The following is a 23,066-nucleotide window of genomic DNA, read 5'->3' on the forward strand; positions in this document are numbered from 1 at the left end:
GTCCCTTAAGGAGACGCGATGCAGATTAGATCAGCTCGCCTTGGTCTGATCTTCAGCTTTCGCAGACGGTGCCGCGTCGCCGGCCTGATGATCGATGGTCTTCGGAGCATCGGCAGTGTCGTCTTCGGCCATGCCTTTTTTGAAGCTTTTGATACCCTTGGCAACATCGCCCATAAGTTCTGAAATCTTGCCACGTCCGAACAGCAGAACCACCACCACTGCGATGATCAAGATCTGCCAAATACTAATGCCCATACGCCAAACTCCTGATAAACGGCTTTAAAGCCCTTTGGCCCTTTTACAAAAACGGCCCGCACCCTGCAACATACACCTGAAGAACATTTTTCGCCGTTAGACAGATTGATGACACCCAGGGCAGTCTCTTCACCTAGACTTGGGACTCCTTGCGGGAAAAAACAAGCACGTCTTTAGGATCAGTATCAACCGCGACGTCCATTCCCGCTTCCCAGGAGCTTCCGGCACGAACTCTTGCCTGCACCTGGTGATCGAGACCGTCGATCGCAACCGACAACAAATCAACCTCTCCAACGAATCTCTTCGACGTGATCCGGCCCGGAACGCCGCAAAGACCCGCCTTGTTCAGGCAAATTCCCTGTGGCCGGACGCAAACGTCGACCCGTTCACCCTGCTCGCCATCAGTCACCTTCATAAGTCCGAGTGCAGTTTCAACACCCGCCGAAGTCACCGTCCCCTCGATCTGGTTCAGTTCGGAAAAGAAACGGGCCGCGAACAGGTCGACAGGTGCGTTGTAAAGCTCTGAGGCCGTTCCGTGCTGTACGAGCCGGCCCTGGCGCATCAGAGCAATCTTGTCACCCATCCGCATCGCTTCTTCCGGATCGTGGGTCACGATGATGCAGGTCGCACGTGTTTCCCGGATAACCGCCAGGGTCTGATCGCGCACGCTGTCGCGCAAACGCTTGTCGAGGCCGGAAAACGGCTCGTCCATCAAGAGGATACCAGGGCGTGGAACCAGGGCACGCGCCAGCGCGACGCGCTGCTGTTCGCCGCCGGAAAGCGCGTGCGGATAGTCAGAGGCATAGTCCGCAAGGCCGACACGGCCAAGTGCGGCAAAGGCCGCCGCCTGCGCCTCCGTCTTCGACAGACCGGTCAGCCCGAACATGACGTTTGCGAGGATGCTCATATGCGGGAACAGAGCGTAGTCCTGGAACATCAGGCCGACGCCTCGTTTTTCCGGCGGCAGAAAAACCGAATCGCCTGCAATCTCGCGTCCGTTGATCAGGACCTTGCCGTGGCTTTGTCTTTCAACACCTGCAGCGATCCGCATCAAGGTCGTCTTGCCGCAACCGGAATGCCCCAGAAGGCAGAGGATTTCGCCAGGGGAAATCGAAAGACTCAAATCCCTGACAGACGGAACACCATCGTAGTCGTGCGAAATGTTTTCAAAAACCAGACCAGCCGCGATGGTCGCACCGGCGGTGCCAGGTGCACCCCAGCCCGGCGAATGCCCGTTTCCGCTCGACACTTGCGACTTGTCTTCCTGTGGCATCAAACTCCGGCGGTCTCTTCCGCGTCGTCATCAAAGAAAGACCCGTCTTCTAAAGGATCTTCGTCTTCCGTCAATGCCACTTCGTCATTCGGGGTCGGGACGACAAATGAAGCGGGGACCGCACTGTCAAGCAGCCCCGCGCCTTTCAACTCTTCCAGTCCCGGGAGATCCTTGACGTTTTCAAGCCCGAAATGGACCAGGAACTGTTCCGTTGTTCCATAGGTCACGGGACGTCCGGGTGTGCGCCGCCGCCCTCTCATCCTGATCCAGGTTGTCTCAAGCAACACGTCCAGGGTGCCCTTCGATGTGGACACGCCTCTGATCTCCTCGATCTCCGCACGCGTGACCGGCTGGTGATAGGCAATGATCGCAAGTGTCTCGAGCGCCGCCCGCGAGAGTTTGCGCTGCTCCTCAACATTGCGGTGCATCAGATACGAGAGATCTTCAGCCGTACGGAAACACCACTTCCCGGCAAGGCGAACCAGATTGACACCTCGGGGTTCATAAAGTTTCTGCAGCCGCTCCAGCAAGGTGAGCACATCCGTACCCTCGGGCACGCGCAAGGTCAGCTCTTCAAGAGACAGCGGCTCATTGGACGCAAACAGAAGGGCTTCGACCATCCGCTGACCGGCGAGGTCGGCGTGGAGATCCTCGCCGGACTGTTCGACGAGATCCGGCTGCCCGTCCTCAGACGTCATGTGCGTCTTCCTTCACGATCGAGCGGATATAGACCGGCGAGAACGCCTCACCCTGCCGTATTTCCACCTGGCCTTCCCGCACCATTTCCAGGCTGGCGGAAAAGGTGCTTGCCACGACCGTTGCCCAGTCCTTGTTGTCGTAAAGATAATCGCGCAGATAGGCGTTCAGCGGAGCCCATTCGCTGACGCGCCCGACCAGCCTGGTGAGAAGTTCCCTCGCCTCCTGCAGCGACCAGACCGTCCGTTTGAGAACCCTGACAGACGTGACCGATTGCCTTTGCCGCTGGATGGCATAGGCCGAAAGCAGGTCATAAATGGAGGCATCCCATATGCTCTTCTGCTGCACCGACATGGTCTCCGGATCGCCCCGATGAAAGACGTCGCGCCCCTGCCGGTTCAGGTTCATCAGCTTTTCAGAAACCTCACGCATTGCCTCCAGCCGGCGCAGCCTGAACGCAAGCGCTGCGGCCAACTCTTCGCCCGTCGGTTCGTCTTCGTCCTTTTGCTCCGGCAAAAGCAATTTTGATTTCAGGAAGGCCAGCCAGGCCGCCATGACGAGATAGTCGGCTGCAAGCTCAAGGCGCATCCGCCGCGCCTCGGCAACAAAGGTCAGATATTGCTCGACAAGCTGGAGGATCGAAATACGGGCGAGATCCACCTTCTGCGTGCGCGCCATGCCAAGCAGCAGATCCAGCGGTCCCTCAAACCCCTCAACGTCCACAACAAGCTGCGGTTCTGAAATCGCGCGTTCTTCTTCGGCACTGACAGTGCTCAACAGGTCGTAGGACCCGTCGTCTGAAATCTGTCGATGCGTTTCCAGTTCAGCCATTCAAGCTCCGGTCAGGCGCTGTGCAGCCCGGTGATTTCTCGAAACTCGTCCCAGGCCGCATTTCTGTCGAAATCGGGTTCGGGCGGTTTCAACCCGTCGAGCGCGACCGTGCACCTATGCGCAGCATCGCCCGTCAGGTCCGGGACCGCTTCGGCAACGGCCACCATTTCACTCATCTCACCGTTGCAGTGCAGGACAATGTCGCATCCTGCTTCTATGATCTTGCGCGATCGCTCGACGTAGTCACCTCCAAGCGCCTTCATCGAGATGTCATCGCTCATGAGACAGCCGGTAAACCCGATTTCCTTGCGGATCACATCCTGGATCACCTTTGCGCTCTGCGTCCCGGCGGTGTCAGGGTCGATCTCATTGTAAATGATATGAGCTGTCATGCCCAATGACACGCCCGAAAGTGCCTGGAACGGACGGAAATCCACGTCTTTCAACGACAAAATGTCCGCATCCACGCGTGGCAGCTCCAAATGACTGTCGACGCGTGCACGTCCGTGACCCGGAATGTGCTTTATCACCGGCAGCACGCCACCCGACACAGCACCGTCAATCATCGCCTGGCCCAGTCTGGTGACCACATCCGGATCGGCGGAAAGTGCGCGGTCGCCGATCGCATCGACCGTGTCTGGAAAGCGCACATCGAGGCAGGGCAGACAATCGATTGTTATGCCTACCTCGACCAGATCCGATGCGATCAGCCGTGCACCGAGCCACGCGGCGCGCTCTCCCTTGCCGGGGTCCGACCGGAAAAGGTCGCCATAAAGCTTCGGTGCCGGATACTTCGGCCAGTTCGGTGGCTTCAACCTTTGAACCCTGCCGCCTTCCTGGTCAACCAGAACCGGGGCGTTCGGCCTGCCGACGGCCTCGCGAAACCCGGATGTCAGCGCGCGAAGCTGATCCTGCGTTTCCACGTTCCGCGCAAACAGGATCAGCCCCCAGGGATCGGCATCCCTGAAGAACGCGATTTCGTCCTGCGTCAGCGTCACTCCGGCACAGCCGGAAACAAAAGCCTTGGTCATGACTTCCGGCTTAACCGGCACCCCCTGACGCGTCAAGAAACCGGATGCTTCCTCTTGCGTCCATCCCCTGAACTTGCAATCTAAGCACCCGAAAGCTCACTCAGTCAGGATTGGAGACCCCATGCGCGCACGACTAGACATTCCGGCCGGCACGCTCCACAGGGTGTCCCACAGGTCTGAAATTCTCGGTCAGAACAGGCTCGGCGACACGGCGACCCGCGAAATCGTGGTCTATGTGCCACACGGGCACGATGGCGCGGGCTTGCCGCTCCTCGTCGACATCGTCGGCTTCACGGCAGGCGGACCAGCCCACGCAAACTGGAAGAATTTCGGTGAAAACGTGCCGGAACGTCTGGACCGGCTGATACATGACGGCGCAATGCCGCCGGTTGTCGTCGCTTTCCCGGACTGTTTCACGCGGCTAGGCGGCAACCAGTATATCGACAGCCATGTCATGGGACCGTGGGCAACCTGGCTGACAACCGAAATGCTGGAAGACATCGAGGGCCGGTTCAAGTGTGGCGGCAGCGGACAGCGCGCCTTGTTCGGAAAATCGTCCGGTGGGTACGGTTCCATCGTGCATGCCATGAAGCACCCAGACGTCTGGTCGGCCGCGGCATGCCACTCCGGGGATATGGCGTTCGAGCTGTGTTACCTGCCGGAGATGCCAAACGCGGTGCGTGCAATTGCCAAGGCGGGATCAATCGAGGCTTTTGTGACCGGATTCGAACAAGGCCCGAAATATCCGGGCAATGCGCTACATGACCTGATGACGCTGGCAATGGCGGCAACCTACGACCCGGATCCGGACCCTGAAGTCTTTTGTGGCATCAGACTGCCGGTCGACATGGAAACCTGTGAAATCATCGAAGAGCGTTGGCAGGCGTGGCTTTCGTGGGACCCGGTCGAGATGATCGACACTCATGTAGCGGCATTGACGTCTCTGAAGGGTCTTTGGATCGATTGCGGCTCCGTCGATCAGTACAATCTCGTCTACGGAGCCAGACGTCTGCGCAGGAAGCTTGAGGCCAATGGTGTCGATTGCGTCTACGAGGAATTCAACGACAATCACTCCTCGATCGACTACCGGCTGGACCTGTCCCTGCCCTATCTGGCCAACAAGCTGCTAGGCGCTTGACGCTGCCAGGTTAACCGCCATTCGAACGTTGCATCTTGCGGACCGGCAGCGGACAGGACAAAACCAGTCCGCCCAATACAATCAGGCCGGCTCCGACTGCAGCGACCGGCGAAGGAACCTCGCCCCACACAAGGTAGGCAAACGCAGCGGCCAGGACGACACTGCTGTAGTAGATCGGCGCGAGTGTTGCTGCGCCGGCGCGCCGGTAAGCTGAAATATTGAGCGACTGGCCAATAATCGCGACCGGACCAAGCCAGGCAAACGCCCAAAGGCTGGACAATGGAATCTGCTGCTCGCGGATGATCCAGATGACAGGAACCGTCAGAAGCACCGACGCGAAGACGTTCACATAGGCCAGGATGGTGACCGTGTTTTCGCGTTGAGCGATATAGCGCATGATAAGTGCTTCGCAGGCCATGAAGACAGCCGCCATCAGGGCCGCCACGACGCCATCCAGCGCGAACGTGCTCAACCCGTCCGAGCTGCCGACCGATCTGACAACAAGATAGGCCCCAATGGCGCACAGCCCGCCGGACAGCCAATGCCGGCCGGTGATCAGTTCCTTCAGGATCAACCCGGCAAGGGCGATGGCGATAATGCCTTTGGTCAGTCCGATTGCGGTTGCGTCTGCAAGCGGCAGGATGCTGGCGGCATAGATCGTGCAGGCAAGACCGCCAATGCCGCAGAAAGCACGCATAAGGTGGAGTTTCCAAAGCGGGCTGACCTGCGAAAAGATCGGAACCCGCCTGATCGTCCCAAAGCAGACGATGGTCAGTGCACCGCCAAGAAAGCGCAGCCACACAAGCACGATGACCGGCAACAACCCGTCGGCAATCTTGCCTGCGGCAAAGACGGGCGTGAAGGCCGCCATCCCCGCAAGGGCGAGCGCATAGGCCAAGGCAACATTCTCGCGGCGTAGGTATTCGGAATTCGGCGGCATCGGTTCTCCTGCCTTCTGAGGAGCGGATTTCTATCAGCAATCCGGCGCGCCGTTCAGCCGCCAATTCGTTATGCCCGACATGCATAAATGCATGGAATTGCGGAGCTCTGTGTAGTTATGTATAAGTTCGACATGAATTGGGATGACCTGAAACTGATTGACGCGGCCGCGCGGATGCGATCGCTGTCAGGCGCGGCAAAGGCGCTGAAATTGAGCCAGCCGCAGTTGAGCCGCCGTTTGAAAACCTTCGAGAACCAGGTGGGGGCAAGGCTGTTTGACCGGACACCAACCGGTCTCAAGCCAACCGAAGCCGGCTTGCGTCTCATTCCTCTGGCTGCGGAGATGCGCAAGAACGCAGACGCCGCATGCCGCGTTCTGCCGGACCTTTCCGGATCCGCGCTGAAGGTGGTTCGCGTTGCCGTCGATGAAGTGCGCGCGCGGATCCTCACCGACAGTTTCGCGGACCTTTGCAGCTTCATGCCTGGCGTTGAACTGGAAATCATCTCCAGCCATTTGCACGCGGACCATCAATCGCGCGGCATAGAACTGCAGATCAGAAACTGCCTGCCTGAGACAGACACGCTCATTTCGCGAAAGGTGGGCGAAGTCGCCTACGGCGTTTTCGGGTCCAGGGACTACGTGGATGCAAATCCGGAAGTTCTGCATGATCTGAAATGCGCCGAATGCGACTGGCTCGGGTTTGCACCCGACGATCTCTGGTATCCCGCACAGGCCCGCTGGATGGAGGATCGGAAGATCAGCCGTCCGCGCATGCGCACGAACACGATGACAACGCTCATGAACATGACAGCAGCGGGTCAGGGCCTGGCTCTGCTGCCCGTTTTCATGGGAGACAGCCATCCGTCTCTTGTCGGAATTACCGGACCGCTTGCAGAACTGACAAACGCTGAACACATCATTGTCCACCGCGATGTTCGCCGCGAGCCCGCCGTGCAAACCGCTATGAACGCGATTGCGCGCGTCTATAAGGAAATGGCACCGCGTCTGACCGGGGCCGCCCAAGGTGCAAAACTGGCCGCGGAATGATCCTGTTCACAAAACCGGTAACACGCCACGATCCATACCGGGCGATTGATCAGGGCTGACGGCGCACGAAGCAGTCTCCGCCGGCACCCTTCAGGCTTTCGCAAAGCGTATTGGCCTCGCTTCGTGACCCCGTCGGGATCCTCGCGCGATAGAACACACCCCGGTCGCCCAGGTCGGCGGACACAATGACCGCGTTCCTGTTGCCCAACACACCGGGATACTGCCGTTGCAGCCCGGCATAAGCGTTGCTCGCCGCTGCTGCAGATCGTTGCGAGGTCACCTGCACGATGTACGTGCCGGACGGAATGGAGCCACTGGAGGATGTTGCCGACGGAGCGGGCGCATTTGCAGTATTGGACAGGTTCAAAGGTCCATCCTGCTGCTGGGGCGCTGCAGGTGCCGCCTGTGCAGCCGGGGCCGTCTGCGCAGCGGGCGCAGCAGCGACTTGTACGGGCGGCTGCGGCTTCTTCCTGGGCGTAACGGTCGGAACCGGCGCGGTCGGTGCCGGGGTCTCGACCACGGCCTCTACAGCCTGTTCCGTCTGGGTCACAATTTCAGGAACGGCCGGCGCCGCAGGTTCAACTGGCGCTGGCGTCGGCGTTTCTTCCGCTTGCGGCTGTACGGCCACCGTTTCCGTGGCAGTGGTGGTTTCCGTCTGCGGGGCCACCACAATCGGCTGCGTTTGAACAGGGACGGCATTTTCCGTCTCCACGGCAGCGATCTGAGGTGTTTCTTGGCTTGCCTGCGGTGCCGCGACTTCCGGTGCCTGAAGCACAGGTGTTTCCACGGTGGTTGGTGCGCTGATGACAGGCGCATCGTCCCCGGACACAATCGTGCCGTCGGGACGGACGATAACCGTCCGCACCTGTTTTGGCGTTCCCGGTGCCAATTCAGAACTTCCGTCTGAAGCTGCCGGCGCAGGTGGCAACTCGACCGGTTGCGGGGTTTCCTGGATATTCAACCGCTCAGGTGCGCTTTCCCCTGTGAGGCGATCCGCAATCTTGGTCGATGATTGCCCGGCAGAGTTGGACTGGCTTTGCTCGGGGAATATCTTCAACGGCTCTTGCAGACCGCTGATCACAGGCGGCGGACCGCTCGGAACCTGAACGGAGTTGCCGTCGTAAAGGAAGAAACCCGCGCCGCCAAGCGCGGCCACAGCAACCACACCCAAAGCCACATAAAGACCTCGGCGTGATCCGCCGGTGCTCTTTTCCGCGGCCACCATTTCGCTGTCCGAATGCGGTGGAAGCACCCCTGCTCCGCTGAGACTGGGATCGCTTTCCTGCATCGCGCGCGCGACCGCATCAAGGTCATAACCTTCCGGCGGCGGCGGCGTGTCGTCCTCACGCTCTTCAACGTCCGGCACGGCGTTTGCCGCATCGGGCCAAGCCATCTCATCAATGTCGTCTGCCGAGACGACCGGGTCTTCTTCCGGCAATTCCGGTTCAACGGCAATTGGTGCGCGCTTTTCCCGCTCCGGGAAATCAAGGTCGGCAAACAAGGCATCGATGCCTGCCGGACTGTCCTTTTCGTCACGGATGGATGTTGCGCCACCCGCTGATGCGTCTGCTGTATTCTGCGTGTTCAGCGCAGCGAAGAAGTCGTTTTCGTCGATTGCCGGTCGACGGTAATTTTCCTGGCTCTCGCTTGCAGGGCTGACGGGCGCGACCGGTGGTGCCACCGAAACACCCGCGCCGGCCAAGGGTGTCCCAGCCGTCTGCGGATACCGCGTCAGATCCGGTTCACGTTGAGGAACCGCCGGTTCCGCCGGCAGTTGCGACGGTGCACGATCCTCAATCCAGCGGAATTCACTTTCGCTTACAGGAGACTCGGCATCGGCAGGACTGCGCACATCATAGTGCGCGACATCTTCCGTGATATCCGCAAAGGCGTCAGCTGAAGGGGCTTCTTCAGCGGTATTGCCTGCCGGACCCGATTTTCCGACTTCCTCATCCACCGACTGCCGCAGTGCACCGATCAGTTCGTCTTCCAGTTCAGCGGAAAGGCCTTGCTCGAGGTCGATGGCGACACGTGGCGCCAACGGTTCGGCGCGTTGCGGGATTGGCCCACCTGTCCCGCCAGCGAAATCACGCTGTGCATCTGTCTTGTCCGCCTTGGGCTCAGGCGCCGGCTCGATGTATGCTTCCGACGGACGCGATGCGGCTTCGGGCACAGTGGCGGCGGCATCCGCCTGTGGATTAGTGAGTTTGGGCCACAGGGGCGAAACGTTTTCCGCGCGTTCGCCATCACGCTGTAATGCATCCAAAGGCGGAATAACGGCCGCAGGTGCCGTCGATTCGTCACCACTACGGGCGAAAAACTGGTTGCGGATCTCACCGACAATGGGCGCCGGGTGATTGTCCGGACCGAGCGCGGATCGATCCGCATTTTCCGTTCTGAAGCCGGCGTCGGGAAAAGACGGCTCAACGCGCTGTGGCTGTGACACCGGCTTGTCGACGGTATCGTCCGCAAAATCATCAAGCCCCGCAAAGTAGTCTGTACTGCCGACGCGACCGCTGCTCACATTTGCACCCAATTGATTGTTTTTGTGGACGATTCTTGCCAATTCCAGAAGCGGATCATCCATAGCTGGTCGATCCGTGTCAGCCGCTTCGGCCGACCCGTGCAAATCCGATTTTTCATTTTCGTAATCATTGGCCATGAGCTTTACGAAAACCGGTCCCGTTCACCTTGGCATCCTCTACTTCGCCGGTGAGGATGTTGTACTAAGTTAGCGCATTTCTTCGGGCGCATTTACCCCCAGAATCGACAACCCCGCACCAAGTACCAAAGATATTGCACGAACCAATGCAAGACGTGCCAGGGTTAATTTCGGGTTACCAGTCTGAATAAACTTTAAATGCGGCGAATCATAGCCTCGGGTGTAATGCCTGCTCAAAGTTGTTGCCAGCTCATAAAGATAAAACGCAATCCGATGCGGTTCGTGAGTGTTTGCCGCCACATTCACAATCTTGGGCCACTCGGCAATCTTGGCCATCAGTTCAAGTTCGCCCTGATCATCCAGCAGTGCCAAATCGGCCTTTTCAAGGTCGGCGTCCTCGAACCCGATGTCCGGAAACTCTTCCTTCGCCTTCCTCAGGTTGGATCTCAGCCGGGCATGCGAGTACTGGACGTAATAGACCGGATTGTCTTTCGTCTCGTCCGTGACTTTCTTGAAGTCGAAGTCAAGCGGCGCGTCGTTCTTGCGGTACAGCATCATGAAGCGCACCGGGTCAGGTCCAACTTCGTCGACAACTTCCCTTAAAGTGATGAAATCGCCGGAGCGTTTCGACATCTTGACCGGCTCGCCGTCCCGCATAAGCTTGACGAGCTGACAAAACCTGACAACCACATCGGTCTTGCCGTCAGATACGGCCTTGCCGACGGCCTGCAAGCGTTTCGCGTAGCCGCTGTGGTCCGCGCCAAGAATGTAGATGGTCTCGTCGAAACCACGCTCGAACTTGTCCTGAAAATATGCAACGTCCGCAGCGAAATAGGTGTAGGACCCGTCTGACTTTTTCAGCGCACGGTCGGTGTCGTCGCCGAAGTCGCTCGCACGGAAGAGCGTTTGCTCCCTGTCTTCCCAGTCTTCCGGCACCTGCCCCTTTGGCGGCGGCAGCGTTCCCTGGTAAATCAGGCCCTTTGCACGTAATCCATCGAGCATGATGTCAATCTTTGAGCCGTTCGCGCCGTCCTTTTCATGAAGGGTTCTCTCCGAGAAGAACACTTCATGCTCGACGCCAAGCGCTGCAAGATCCTCCCGGATCAGGTCCAGCATCGACGCAATCGCCACTTCCTTGACAAGCGGAAGCCATTCGGCCTCCGGCTTTTCCAGCAGCGTATCGCCATACTCGTCTTTCAGCCGCTGGCCGACCGGCTTCAGGTAGTCGCCAGGATAAAGTCCCGGCGGGATCACGCCAATGTCCTCGCCGAGCGCTTCGCGGTATCTCAACAAAGCACTGCGTGCGAGCGTTTCGATCTGCGACCCGGCATCGTTGATGTAATATTCCTTGGTCACATCGTTGCCGGCGAACTGCAGCAGGTTGGCCAACGCATCACCAACAACCGCGCCCCGGATGTGGCCAACATGCATGGGTCCGGTCGGGTTCGCCGACACATACTCGACATTCACCCTCGGGGCCGGTGTCTGCACGATCGCGCCGTAGCTGTCGCCAGCCTCAAGAACCCCGCTCAACACCCCGTGCCAAACGGCCGGAGCGACACGCATATTGATAAAGCCCGGTCCCGCGATCGTCGTTTCGGTGACGTCGGGCTCCTCATCCAGTCTGCCGGTGAGCTGTTCGGCAAGGTCGCGCGGTTTCATCCCCAGGGGCTTTGCCAGAACCATCGCCGCATTGGTCGCCAGGTCACCATGCGCCGGGTCTCTCGGTGCTTCGACCACAACGCGCGAAAGATCCGGCGCATCTCCATTTGCGTCCTTCAAGTCAAGGGTTTGGAGTGCATTTTTCACGCGTTGTGTGAAGTCAGCAAAGATGTTCATTTCGCACCGATCGAGCTTGGTCAGGTAAGCACAAAACACCCGTGCACAGCGAAGGTGATCACCTCCGGCGCAACAGGGTGGTAAAGTCGATCAAGCGCCTACCCTAATTCCGGGGTGTCGTCAAACAATCTGCGATGCTCATCAATTGCATACCGGTCGGTCATCCCGGCAATGTAGTCACATATGCGGCGTGCGAGTTCGGGCTCGCTCAAACCGTCCAGCCCCTCGTTCCAGGGATTTGGCATCAGGGCAGGCTCGGACCGGAACCTGTCGAACAGGTCTCTCACGATCCTCGCAACGATCTTGCGCACGGCCAGAACGTCATCGTGCCGGTAAACGCGCGCGAACAAGAAGCGTTTCACTTCCCTTTCCGCTGGTGCCATTGCGTCGGAAAAGCCAATGAGGCACCTGCCCGCCGACCTGATGTCCGCAGCGTTCCGGGGAGCAAGTTCTGCCAGGTTTTTCAGCGAATGACGAATGACGTCCTCGACCATTCTGGTAATCGAGCGGCGGACGATCTCGTGTATCCGGCGGCTTTCTTCGAGCCCCGGATATCTTGCGTCGACTTCCGCAAGGATTTCGGCAAGGAAAGGCACCGCCTTCATGTCTTCAACGTCAAAAAGGCCCGCCCGCAAACCATCGTCAAGGTCGTGCGCATCGTAGGCGATGTCGTCCGCGATGGCGGCTGCCTGGGCTTCACCGCCCGGCCACGTGTTTAGCAGCAGGTCCTGCTTTTCAGCATATTGCCGGATCGCGAAAGGAAGCTGGCCGCCCTTGAACTTGCCGAGCGGCGTACCGTCTTCCGCGACCAGGGGACCATTGTGTTTGACGAGACCCTCAAGCGTCTCCCAGGCCAGGTTCAGTCCGTCAAAGTCGGCGTATCTGTGCTCAAGACTCGTTACGACACGCAAGGACTGTGCATTGTGGTCGAAGCCTTCATATGGCGCCATGCATTCATGCATGACGTCTTCGCCCTCGTGCCCGAACGGTGTGTGGCCGAGATCATGTGCCAGCGCCAGACACTCAGCGAGATCCTCGTCAAGACGCAGCGCCCGCGCCAACGAACGCGCGATCTGCGCGACTTCGATCGTGTGTGTCAGGCGCGTCCGGTAATGGTCCCCCTCGTGATAGACAAAGACCTGGGTCTTGTGCTTGAGCCGCCGAAAGGCGGAGGAATGAATGATCCTGTCCCGATCCCGCTGAAATGGCGTGCGGGTCGGGCTCTCGGCCTCCGCGAACAAGCGCCCCCTGCTCCGGGCCGGGTCTTCCGCATAGATGGCGCGCGACTGCGCGCCGTAGCCGATATCTGTTTCCATTTGCGACCTGTTACGGTTCAAAACTGCTTCACCCAGTCTAATCGCGCACAGCAGATTGACGCGAGCGCATTCAAAACTTACTTATCTGAACAAGTCAGGTTTCCTGCTCTTGGCCACATGCAAGAGCACAGTGAGTCGATAGAAGATGACCGAGACACTTGAAAATCGAGTAACAGTGAGTGATCGCGCTGCCAAGCGTATCGCGAAAATTTTGTCCGGTGAGCCTGAGGGAAGCATGCTCCGGGTAAGTGTCGAGGGTGGCGGCTGCTCCGGCCTGCAATACAAGTACGACGTCGTCGACCGTTCGGAAGAGGACGATCTGGTGATCGAAAAGCCCGGGGCGACCGTTCTGGTCGACTCCGTGTCGCTACAGTACATGGGCGGGTCTGAAATCGATTTTGTCGACGACATCATCGGGCAGTCTTTCCAGATCAACAATCCGCACGCGACAGCCGGATGCGGCTGCGGCACCAGCTTCACGATCTGATCCGGGCGCTCTTGCGATCCAAGCCGATTTCTGCGGCTGATACTTCAACACGGGAAACAGCAGCCGATGCGGATTGCCACCTGGAACATCAATGGCGTCAAGGCGCGCATCGACACGGTCCTTGAGTGGCTGAAGGAAACGTCTCCGGATGTTGCCTGTCTTCAGGAAATCAAATCGGTTGACGAAAACTTTCCGCGCCAGCCTTTCGAGGATCTCGGCTACAATGTGGAAACCCACGGCCAGAAGGGTTTCAACGGTGTGGCGCTGCTGTCCAAACAGCCGCTTGAGGATGTCATGCGGCGGCTTCCTGGGGACGATAGCGACGAACAGGCCCGGTTCATCGAGGCCTCGGTTTCAACGGACCGCGGCGCGATCCGGTTTGGCTGCCTCTACCTTCCCAACGGAAACCCGCTGGGAACCGAGAAGTTTCCCTACAAGATCGGCTGGATGGATCGACTGATTGTCCACGCCGAAAAACGCCTGCAGGAAGAAAACGCCTATATCCTGCTTGGCGACTTCAACGTGATACCCGACCCTGTTGATGCGAAAAATCCGCAGAACTGGCTCGACGATGCCTTGTATCAGCCTGAAAGCCGCCAGCGGTTCAGGGCACTGAACAACCTTGGAATGACGGAAGCGGTGCGCGCCTGCACCGAAGCTCCGGAAACCTACACGTTCTGGGACTATCAGGCAGGCGCGTGGCAAAAGAACAACGGGATTCGGATCGACCACATCCTGTTGTCGCCGCAGGCAACCGATCTGATGTCCGGATGCGGTATCGACAAGCATGTTCGCGGATGGGAAAAGCCGTCGGATCACGTGCCCGTTTGGGTTCAACTGGCTGCGTAACGCCGTATCCCGATGTAACACTTGTGGCATCGGCGTATAAACCGCGCAAAACTTCGAAATATTACAAATAGCGTCGAGTACTTGCAGTAATCCTTCTGCATGGTACTCTTTCCGTAATGGGATAACACGACGCCTCTCCTCGCCTGCAGCGGCAAAAAGCGGGCACCGCGCCGGACCGGGAACTTTCCCGGTAAACGTATTTCCATACGTGAAAGCCGCAAGACTGGCGGCGCTGACGACCGGTGTCGGCCTTGTCTTTCTCAGCACCGCCGCGCTCGCGCAAAACATCAGTTGCACGTGCAGATACAAGGGTTCCGACTATGGTGTCGGCGAATCGATCTGTCTGAAGAGCCCCGACGGCATGAAGATGGCCACTTGCTCCATGGTGCTGAACAACACGTCCTGGAAGTTCTCAAACGCCCCATGCCCGCTTTCGCAGCTTAAACCTGAAAACGGCAAGGCTCCGCAAAGCAACGCACTGGGTCCGGCGGACGGCACGTTTCCGATCCTGACGGGTGACGCGGAAGAGGAACTCGGCTGACACGCCGGCACATTCCCGCCGCGTCTCTCATTCGAGCACCACGCGTTACAGGGTTCTGCGTTACTGCGTCTTGAGTTGCTGAGCCGTGAGCATGTCCGGGCGGTTTTGCTGTATCCAGCCATCGGCAAGCGAGCGCGCCTTTTCCCGGACAGGCTCCGGGGAAACAGCGAAATACTGTTCGTGCATCGCATTGATCCAGACAGCGTCCGCCCCGTCAGCCTGCTCCCTTGCAACCGTGAGCCACATGAGACCACGTGCTTTCTTCTTTTCGGACGTGCCGATTGTGTAGAGCGTTTCACCCAATCTTGCCTGAGCCCCGACATGGCCTTTCAGGGCGGCCAGGTTGTACCAGCGCACTGCCATGCGATGATTGTTGTCCTGGTACATGAGACCCAACTGGTACTGGGCATCGGCATCGCCGAAATAGGACGCCGCGTGCGTGAAGATCTGCCTTGCGCGCAGTTCGCTCTTGGGAACTTCGCCCTCGATACCGTTCAGGTAATACGAACCGAGAGCAACAAAGGCGCTCGACACAAACGGAGCGTCGGGCGCGCTCGGGCTGTCGTCGCCATGCTCGCGCACGATCTGGCTGTAGTACTGGAACGCCTTCAGATCATCTTCCTGGACACCGTCACCCTTGGCGTACATCTCGCCGAGTTTCCAGGCGGCCATCGGCTGTCCGTTCTCGGCGGCATATTGCAGCGAGCTGAGCGCTCCTGCCTTGTCACCGGAATAGTATTGCCTGGCACCGGCACGCAGGGCTTCGGTCGGCGAAAGCGTTTCGCCGCCAATTGTGACGTCGGAGTTGGATTGACCGTCGAATGCGGCAGCTGCGCCGCACAGCCCAAGGGACAGAACGGAGCATATCAAACCGCGTTTTCCGATGCTCTTGAACATTGGCAACCAGCCATGCCGGCCGGACTCGCGATTACCGCCAAGCCGAAGTCCAGCGTCAGGCCGTTCGTCCTCGACGGCTTTTAATGTTGTTCGCGCCTCGCGCATTTCCTGTCTCTTTGTTCCGCCCTCATACGCGGACGGTTTTGTTTTTTAAGGTGCCCAAAGTGGCCAAGCAATCCGGCTTAAGTTTGGCCATTGTTGGCTCAATTAAGACGATTTGCGGGTTTCTTCCGTAGGTGATTGCTCAAAGAACAATGCATGCATCATTTTCCGGACAACCGAACGTTAGCGTAACGGTTGCTGCCCAAACATGGCTGAACGTGGGCAACTTCGATTTTCAAGGCCCTCAAACCTCACTCTGTCAGGGAGTGTTGCCGAATTGGCACAATTACGCGATTGCCCCCTGCCCCTTCCTTCCCACATAAACACAAGTGCATTGATGATCGGTTTCCATTCATCCGATTCAACCGCGTCTGTTGAAAACAGGGAGATTGCGGCAAAATGCTTTGCCGTTCTGCATTTGTCCTTCAAACTTGGCACTGATTCGGTGTAGGAGATGACACAGGCCCGACACCATTCGGAAGCAGACCCTTCAGGCGAGACGGAATGAGCGCAAAAGACGATTTGTTTGCCGGCAACGCGGCGCGAGCGACGACAATGGGTGAAAGCACGCCCCAAACCGCGCCAGCGAAGAAGCGCCCGATTGCAGCCGTCCCGATTCCCGAAGACTACTCGGCTGCAGATATCGAGGTTCTTGAAGGCCTGGAGCCTGTTCGCCGCCGACCGGGAATGTATATCGGCGGAACCGACGAGAAAGCGCTGCATCACCTGTTCGCCGAGGTGATCGACAATTCCATGGACGAAGCGGTTGCGGGGCATGCGACCTGGATCGATGTGTCGCTGGGGGCCGACGGCTATCTGACGATCGTCGACAACGGGCGTGGCATTCCCGTGGATCCCCATCCGAAATTCAAGGACAAGTCCGCCCTGGAAGTGATCATGACGACACTCCACGCGGGCGGAAAGTTCGACAGCAAGGTCTATGAGACCTCAGGCGGACTGCACGGCGTCGGTGTATCCGTGGTGAATGCGCTTTCCGAAGAACTGGTCGTGGAAGTCGCCCGCAGCAGGAAACTCTATCGCCAGACCTTTCGAAGGGGACACCCCCAGGGGGGCCTTGAAATGGTCGGCGACACGCAGAACCGGCGCGGAACGCTCGTGCGCTTCAAACCGGATGAGGAGATTTTCGGCAGGAATGCGCGTTTCAAACCCGCGCGCCTGCTCAAGATGGCGCGTTCGAAGGCCTATCTTTTCGGCGGCGTTGAAATCAGGTGGCACTGCGATCCTGATCTCATTGACGCAAAAGAGGCGACACCAGCGGAAGCGGTCTTTCACTTCCCGGGCGGCCTGAAGGATTTTCTGGCGGAACGCCTTACCAGTGAACGCCGCGTCGTCGACGAGATTTTCGCAGGCCGGACCGACAAAACGGGAAAACACGGGTCTGTCGAGTGGGCCGTGAACTGGTTTGCGGGGGATGGTTTCGTCAATTCCTACTGCAACACCGTTCCCACCCCGGAAGGCGGCACCCACGAAGCCGGGTTCCGCTACGCGCTGCTGCGCGGCCTCAAGGCCTATGGCGAACTCACGAACAACAAGAAAGCCAGCATCATCACCGGCGACGACGTGATGACTTCAGCCGGCGGGATGCTGTCCGTGTTCATACGCGAGCCGGAGTTCGTCGGGCAGACCAAGGACAAACTTGCCACCAACGAGGCCACCCGCGTAACCGAAGCTGCGGTCCGCGATGCCTTCGACCACTGGCTCACGGCTTCCCCGAACCAGGCAAACAAGCTGCTGGAATGGGTGATCGACCGAGCGGACGAACGCCTGAGACGCCGCCAGGAAAAGGACGTCGCGCGCAAGTCGGCTGTCAGGAAACTCCGCTTGCCCGGCAAACTTGCCGACTGTTCGGCCAATCAGGCAGATGGGACCGAGCTCTTCATCGTTGAGGGCGACTCGGCCGGGGGCTCCGCCAAACAGGCGCGCAACCGTTCAAACCAGGCTGTGCTGCCCTTGCGCGGCAAGATCCTGAACGTCGCCAACGCCGGACGCGACAAGCTTGTTGCGAACCAGCAGTTGGCTGATCTCATTCAGGCGCTGGGGTGCGGAACAAGGTCACAGTACCGGGATTCCGACCTTCGCTACGAGAAGATCGTGATCATGACGGACGCGGATGTAGACGGCGCGCACATTGCGTCCCTTCTGATCACCTTCTTCTACCGGGAAATGCCGGAACTGATCCGCAGCGGCCACCTGTTCCTAGCCGTCCCGCCCCTTTACCGTCTCAGTCAGGGCGGCAAAACACTCTATGCGCGTGACGACGCGCACAAGGATGAGCTTCTCGAGACGGCTTTCAAAGGAAAGTCCAAGGTGGAAATCGGCCGATTCAAGGGCTTGGGCGAGATGCTGCCGGCGCAGCTCAAGGAAACGACGATGGATCCGGCCAAACGGTCGATGCTGAAAGTCGCGGTCGACGAGATGGATATCGGGACGACCAACGACACGGTTGAAAGACTTATGGGCAACAAGCCCGAGGCCCGGTTCAGGTTCATTCAAGAGAATGCCGAATTTGCGGATGATCTTGATATTTAAGCGAAACCGGCATCGCTTGCTCCAGATCGGCTCGACGTACCTCTGCGCGCAGAAGCACTTTTACAGATAATCAGATGCACAACGTTCAGGCAGTCTGGAATTTTTGTTGCAAAAACAGGTGCTCATTTTGCAAATTATTGCGGCAGATGAAGGCACCGGGAAGCAGAAAAACAAGTGCATAGCTCCGCACTATTAACTGAGTTGGACATTATTGCTCGGAAATACTCGATTTTGTTGGAAATTTACCTCTATGGCGCATTGACACCCGGGCGCATGAATGTAGTGTGTGCCCACGATAGCGCCGGAGGTTTCCGTCGTTCTGTCGTCTAACAATCACAACATTTGGGCGAAACGCTCCATGTCATTTGATACTCTCGGTCTTAGCGAGAAGGTGCTCTCTGCAGTTGACGCAGCGGGTTATAAGGAACCCACAGCCATTCAGGCCGGCGCGATCCCGCAGGTGCTTGAACGGCGGGACATTCTCGGCATTGCCCAGACCGGGACCGGCAAGACTGCCAGCTTTACCCTGCCCATGCTGACGCTCCTGGAAAAGGGACGCGCCAGGGCAAGGATGCCGCGTACGCTCATTCTGGAACCCACGCGCGAACTCGCTGCCCAGGTTGAAGAGAATTTCGAGAAATACGGCACCAACCACAAACTCAATGTGGCCCTTCTGATCGGTGGCGTGTCCTTTGCCGAACAGGACCGGAAGCTTGATCGAGGCACCGACGTGCTGATCGCAACGCCCGGACGGCTTCTGGACCATTTCGAACGCGGAAAACTGCTGCTTCAAGGCGTTGAAATCCTGGTTATCGACGAAGCCGACCGCATGCTGGATATGGGCTTTATCCCGGATATCGAACGCATCTGCAAACTGATCCCGTTCACGCGCCAGACGCTGTTCTTTTCGGCAACCATGCCGCCGGAGATTCAGCGTCTTACGGATACGTTCCTGCAAAACCCGGCGCGTATCGAGGTCGCACCGACGTCTTCCACTGCGGACAATGTCAGCCAGCAGCTGAGAGCGTCTCCGTCCAAGGACTATGAAAAGCGCGCTGCATTGCGCGAACTCCTGGACGGTGCTGAAGAACTGAAGAACGCGATCGTGTTCTGCAACCGCAAACGGGATGTCTCAACCCTCTTCCGCTCGCTCGAGCGGCATGAATACAATGTCGGCACACTGCACGGAGACATGGACCAGCGCACGCGCATGATGATGCTGGACAACTTCCGCAAAGGGAGCATCAAGCTTCTCGTTGCCAGCGATGTCGCCGCCCGCGGGCTCGACATTCCAGAAGTCAGCCACGTGTTCAACTACGATGTCCCGATCAACGCGGAAGACTACGTGCACCGCATCGGCCGCACGGGACGCGCGGGCCGCTCCGGAACCGCCTACACGCTCGTGACCGGTGAGGACAAGAAGTATCTCGACGCGATCGAAACGCTCATCAACAAGACAATCGACTGGCTCGGCGAGCCGATTGACTTCGAGGCCGCGGCCAAGGAACGCAAGGCGCGCCGCAAATCAGGCAAAGCCTCGAAGAGCGAATCCAGCAATGACAACGACGCTCCCCAGGCAAAACCGTCTGGCAGACGCCGTTCCCAATCAAAACAACGTGACACCGACACGGACGGCAGACAGGAGCAGAAAGACGCAATGAGCCCGGTATCAGTTTCCGAACTTCCGCAGAAACCCGCGAGCAAAAAGTCCAGAAACGATAAACTCGAGCCTGCTTTCAGCCCGGGTGTTCACATACCTGCATTCCTGCTGCGCGAACCGCGTCCGAAAAAAGCTTCGTAACGTCACTTTTTACAGGGTTTTCCCTTAAGCTTAACCGCTCCTTAAATCTTCCATCAGAACTTGGGATCTATATCTTGTGACCGTGTGGGGCGGATTCGCAGGGTGAAGGTGAGAGAAGTTCTATGTCTGAAGAAGACGACCATAGCCGGACCATCAAGTATGGTGAGTCCGCTGTCGGATATATAAGAAAAAACACGCTGCCCGCGTACCCGCGCTCCTATGAGCTTTGGTACACGTATGCTGCCGGTTACAATCAAGGGCTCAACAGGGCCGTCAACGAGACAATCAAGGAAAAAGGCAGGGTCAGCACCGACGAAATGCTGAACCTTTACGGCCGTTTCCTGTCCCCTACCCGCCTGGGTGACCGGCTCGACGAAGTCGGCACGAAGGTTTCCAGAGAAGTTGAAGAACTGATTGAGTCGCTCAAGCTGAGCGCGGATGCGACGTCCGATTATGGCAGCTCGCTTGAGCAGGCCGGCGAAAAGATAAAGCGCCTGGATGATCCGCAGAAGCTTCAGCTCTATGTTACGCATCTGGTGAAATCGACCCAGAACGCGGTGGCCTCGAATCGCAAGCTCGAGAGCCAGTTGCTGGAATCGAAAAAACACATCGAAAATCTGCAGTCGTCCCTTGAAGCGATTCGCTATGAATCTCTGACCGACGAACTCACGACGCTCAACAACCGGAAACATTTTGAAGTTTCCCTGGAAAAGATTGTCGACCAGTCCAAGGACAGCAAACGCAGCTTCGCGCTGCTGATGACGGATATCGACCACTTCAAGAAGTTTAATGACACCTACGGTCACCAGACGGGCGACCAGGTGCTGCGCCTCGTTGCACTGGCTGTCAAACAGAACATCAAGACCCAGGACATTGCATGCCGCTACGGCGGTGAAGAGTTTTCCATCATCCTGCCTCAGTCCAACCTTGAAGAAGCGGGTGAAATCGGCGAACGGATTCGCACGGCGGTTATGTCCAAGGAACTGGTGAAGCGGTCAACCGGCGAGAATCTCGGCCGCGTGACGATTTCAGTCGGTATTGCGATCTTCGACCAGATCGACACGGCACATTCAATCGTCTCACGTGCGGACGAGGCTCTCTATGCAGCCAAGAATGCAGGTCGGAACCTTGTTAAGACCGAACTGGATCTGCCGTCAGCCAAGGCCGCTGAAAACGTCGCCTGACACGCCTTGCACACGATGACCTTGCTCGCGATCACGCGAACAGACCCTCCAAAGTCCGCCTGACCGACTACGCTTTCGCGTCGAGGCCCATCTGCCAAAAATCACTTTCCAGCCGGCACGCTTTTTCAAAGAGTGACAGGACGCGCGGATATCTGTGGTCGGTCAGAACGAGATCCGAGGTCGCTTCAAACCAGGCCTCGAACCCCTTTGCCAGATCCTGATAGCCTTCACCGGCATATTCCTGGATCCAGCGCTGATAGGGATTATCCGGATTGTCGCTGCCGTCCTGCTGCAACCGCTTACCGATTTCCGCGTAGCCCAGAATGCACGGCGCGAGCGCGGCCTGCAGATCAAGAAGATCTCCCGACATGCCGGCGTCGAGAACAAAGCGCGTGTAGGCCATGGTCGGCGTGTCTTCGGGCGCATTCTCGATTTCCTGCCGCTCCATGCCCCAGCGACCGCAAATTTCTATGTGCAGCTCAAGTTCGACATCCAGGATGGCCTTCACGCCTTCAAGCGAATGACGCATGTCGGCTAGCGTCGGGCTTTTGTAGACGCCAAGTGCATAGGCCCGGGCAAACTGGATGAGAAACAGGTAGTCCTGAACAAGGTAGTGCTTGAAACACTCGATCGGCAGGTCACCCTTGCCAAGCTGGTCGACAAAGGCGTGGCGTGTGTAATCGGCCCATTGCGACGCTGCGTGCGTCTTGAGCCTTTCAAACAGTGTCATGGGAACTCTCGTCGCAGATCGATCCGGGCAATGGATCAGTTGAGGGGCAACGCACCGGCGTCTGCGGCCTGCAGCGATACGGATTCACCGCAGCCGCACGCGGACACTTCATTCGGATTCTTGAAGATGAAACCGGAGCGGAATTTGGTGACCTCGAAGTCCATCTCTGTTCCAAGCAGGAAAAGAACGGCGGAAGGATCGATGAAGAGTTTTGCGCCCTTGTCCTCGATCACGTCATCCCCCGGCTTGGCATCTTCCACGAGATCCATGGTGTATTCCATGCCGGCGCAGCCGCCCTTCTTGATCCCGACACGCAGTCCGATGGCATCCTTGTCAGCGTTCTCGACAAGTTCCCTGACGCGTTCGGCGGCGGTGTCGGTCATTGTCATGACCTGAAATTTTCCGGCGGAAGCCATTCGGTCCTCTATCTGCTTCTAAGGTTCGAAACCTGATATAGGCATTCAGATTATCGGAAAAAAGGTTTCAGACTCAATACCAGTTGAGCGCGACCTTTGCCTCGTCCGACATGCGATCAGGCGTCCATGGCGGATCGAACACCATATCGACATTAACCGGACCAACGCCAGCGACAGCCGAGACGGCGTTTTCGACCCAACCCGGCATTTCGCCGGCGACCGGACATCCCGGTGCGGTCAGCGTCATGTCGATGTTGATCGAGCGGTCGTCTTCGATATCGACCTTGTAGATCAGACCGAGTTCATAGATATCGCACGGAATTTCAGGGTCATAGACAGATTTCAGGGCCCCGACGATGTCTGTCGTCAACCGGTCCAGTTCTTCTGCCGGGATCGTCGTCTTCGCCGATACCTCTGCCTGCAGCTCAGCGCCGTCCGCTGCCGTATCTATCGTGGTTGCATTTTCCATGTTGGGTCCGTC

General features: G+C 58.2%; 21 protein-coding genes. 8 read left to right on the forward strand and 13 right to left on the reverse strand.

The genetic code is table 11. From position 1 onward, the window contains the following. Positions 1–30: 30 nt before the first annotated feature. From RBB49_RS21730 to nagZ, 5 genes are all read right to left on the reverse strand, one after another. Complete coding sequence (locus RBB49_RS21730; protein ID WP_305985536.1) at positions 31–255, reverse strand: twin-arginine translocase TatA/TatE family subunit; 225 nt, start codon at positions 253–255, stop codon at positions 31–33. Positions 256–388: 133 nt separating this feature from the next. After that, the gene (locus tag RBB49_RS21735; RefSeq protein ID WP_306144997.1) at positions 389–1,528 is read right to left on the reverse strand and encodes an ABC transporter ATP-binding protein; all 1,140 of its coding nucleotides are present in this window, start codon (positions 1,526–1,528) and stop codon (positions 389–391) included. After that, positions 1,528–2,226 carry an SMC-Scp complex subunit ScpB gene (gene scpB / locus RBB49_RS21740; protein ID WP_306144998.1) on the reverse strand — a complete coding sequence of 233 codons (699 nt, stop codon included), beginning with the start codon at positions 2,224–2,226 and terminating at the stop codon, positions 1,528–1,530. The genes RBB49_RS21735 and scpB overlap by 1 nt, the downstream gene beginning before the upstream one ends. After that, entirely contained in the window at positions 2,216–3,055 is an 840-nt protein-coding gene (locus RBB49_RS21745) for a ScpA family protein (protein WP_306144999.1), read from the reverse strand. The genes scpB and RBB49_RS21745 overlap by 11 nt, the downstream gene beginning before the upstream one ends. Before the next feature lie 11 nt (positions 3,056–3,066). After that, the gene (gene nagZ / locus RBB49_RS21750; protein WP_306145000.1) at positions 3,067–4,086 is read right to left on the reverse strand and encodes a beta-N-acetylhexosaminidase; all 1,020 of its coding nucleotides are present in this window, start codon (positions 4,084–4,086) and stop codon (positions 3,067–3,069) included. 121 nt (positions 4,087–4,207) lie between these two features. On the opposite strand from nagZ, the gene RBB49_RS21755 reads away from it, so the two are divergent. After that, positions 4,208–5,224, forward strand: a complete 1,017-nt coding sequence (locus tag RBB49_RS21755) for an alpha/beta hydrolase family protein (protein WP_306145001.1) — start codon at positions 4,208–4,210, stop codon at positions 5,222–5,224. A gap of 10 nt (positions 5,225–5,234) precedes the next feature. Here the strand turns inward: RBB49_RS21755 and RBB49_RS21760 are convergent, their stop codons facing one another. Further along, positions 5,235–6,164, reverse strand: coding sequence for a DMT family transporter (locus RBB49_RS21760; RefSeq protein WP_306145002.1), 930 nt, complete (start codon positions 6,162–6,164; stop codon positions 5,235–5,237). A gap of 117 nt (positions 6,165–6,281) precedes the next feature. On the opposite strand from RBB49_RS21760, the gene RBB49_RS21765 reads away from it, so the two are divergent. After that, positions 6,282–7,211, forward strand: coding sequence for a LysR family transcriptional regulator (locus RBB49_RS21765; protein ID WP_306145003.1), 930 nt, complete (start codon positions 6,282–6,284; stop codon positions 7,209–7,211). 49 nt (positions 7,212–7,260) lie between these two features. Here the strand turns inward: RBB49_RS21765 and RBB49_RS21770 are convergent, their stop codons facing one another. The 3 genes from RBB49_RS21770 to RBB49_RS21780 form a co-directional block, all read right to left on the reverse strand. Beyond that, positions 7,261–9,735, reverse strand: coding sequence for an SPOR domain-containing protein (locus RBB49_RS21770; RefSeq protein ID WP_306145004.1), 2,475 nt, complete (start codon positions 9,733–9,735; stop codon positions 7,261–7,263). Between the two features lie 207 nt (positions 9,736–9,942). After that, positions 9,943–11,712, reverse strand: coding sequence for an arginine--tRNA ligase (gene argS, locus RBB49_RS21775; protein WP_306145005.1), 1,770 nt, complete (start codon positions 11,710–11,712; stop codon positions 9,943–9,945). Between the two features lie 98 nt (positions 11,713–11,810). Continuing rightward, entirely contained in the window at positions 11,811–13,028 is a 1,218-nt protein-coding gene (locus RBB49_RS21780) for a deoxyguanosinetriphosphate triphosphohydrolase (RefSeq protein WP_306145006.1), read from the reverse strand. Between the two features lie 145 nt (positions 13,029–13,173). Here RBB49_RS21780 and erpA point away from each other — a divergent pair, with 145 nt between their 5' ends. From erpA to RBB49_RS21795, 3 genes are all read left to right on the forward strand, one after another. Beyond that, a complete protein-coding gene (gene erpA, locus RBB49_RS21785; protein WP_306145007.1) occupies positions 13,174–13,515 on the forward strand; it encodes an iron-sulfur cluster insertion protein ErpA in 342 nt (113 codons plus the stop codon). A 66-nt stretch (positions 13,516–13,581) separates the two neighbouring features. Next, positions 13,582–14,364, forward strand: a complete 783-nt coding sequence (gene xth / locus RBB49_RS21790; RefSeq protein ID WP_306145008.1) for an exodeoxyribonuclease III — start codon at positions 13,582–13,584, stop codon at positions 14,362–14,364. A gap of 208 nt (positions 14,365–14,572) precedes the next feature. After that, positions 14,573–14,905, forward strand: coding sequence for a hypothetical protein (locus tag RBB49_RS21795; RefSeq protein WP_306145009.1), 333 nt, complete (start codon positions 14,573–14,575; stop codon positions 14,903–14,905). A gap of 60 nt (positions 14,906–14,965) precedes the next feature. On the opposite strand, the gene RBB49_RS21800 is transcribed toward RBB49_RS21795, so the two are convergent. Beyond that, positions 14,966–15,802: a tetratricopeptide repeat protein gene (locus RBB49_RS21800; RefSeq protein WP_306145010.1), complete on the reverse strand. Its 837-nt coding sequence runs from the start codon at positions 15,800–15,802 to the stop codon at positions 14,966–14,968. Between the two features lie 606 nt (positions 15,803–16,408). Here RBB49_RS21800 and parE point away from each other — a divergent pair. The 3 genes from parE to RBB49_RS21815 all read left to right on the forward strand — a co-directional run bounded on the left by parE (position 16,409) and on the right by RBB49_RS21815 (position 21,439). Next, complete coding sequence (gene parE, locus RBB49_RS21805; protein ID WP_306145011.1) at positions 16,409–18,454, forward strand: DNA topoisomerase IV subunit B; 2,046 nt, start codon at positions 16,409–16,411, stop codon at positions 18,452–18,454. Positions 18,455–18,812: 358 nt separating this feature from the next. After that, positions 18,813–20,255, forward strand: coding sequence for a DEAD/DEAH box helicase (locus tag RBB49_RS21810; protein WP_306145012.1), 1,443 nt, complete (start codon positions 18,813–18,815; stop codon positions 20,253–20,255). Positions 20,256–20,377: 122 nt separating this feature from the next. Further along, the gene (locus tag RBB49_RS21815; protein ID WP_306145013.1) at positions 20,378–21,439 is read left to right on the forward strand and encodes a GGDEF domain-containing protein; all 1,062 of its coding nucleotides are present in this window, start codon (positions 20,378–20,380) and stop codon (positions 21,437–21,439) included. 67 nt (positions 21,440–21,506) lie between these two features. On the opposite strand, the gene tenA is transcribed toward RBB49_RS21815, so the two are convergent. The 3 genes from tenA to RBB49_RS21830 form a co-directional block, all read right to left on the reverse strand. Further along, positions 21,507–22,169 (reverse strand): thiaminase II, encoded by a 663-nt coding sequence (gene tenA, locus RBB49_RS21820; protein WP_306145014.1) that lies wholly within the window; start codon positions 22,167–22,169, stop codon positions 21,507–21,509. Positions 22,170–22,204: 35 nt separating this feature from the next. Further along, positions 22,205–22,585: a Fe-S cluster assembly scaffold SufA gene (gene sufA, locus RBB49_RS21825; RefSeq protein WP_306145015.1), complete on the reverse strand. Its 381-nt coding sequence runs from the start codon at positions 22,583–22,585 to the stop codon at positions 22,205–22,207. A 73-nt stretch (positions 22,586–22,658) separates the two neighbouring features. Then, complete coding sequence (locus tag RBB49_RS21830; protein ID WP_306145016.1) at positions 22,659–23,054, reverse strand: SUF system Fe-S cluster assembly protein; 396 nt, start codon at positions 23,052–23,054, stop codon at positions 22,659–22,661. Positions 23,055–23,066 lie beyond the last annotated feature (12 nt).

Origin of the sequence: Roseibium sp. MMSF_3412 (assembly GCF_030733265.1) — a bacterium.
Classification (GTDB): Bacteria; Pseudomonadota; Alphaproteobacteria; order Rhizobiales; family Stappiaceae; genus Roseibium.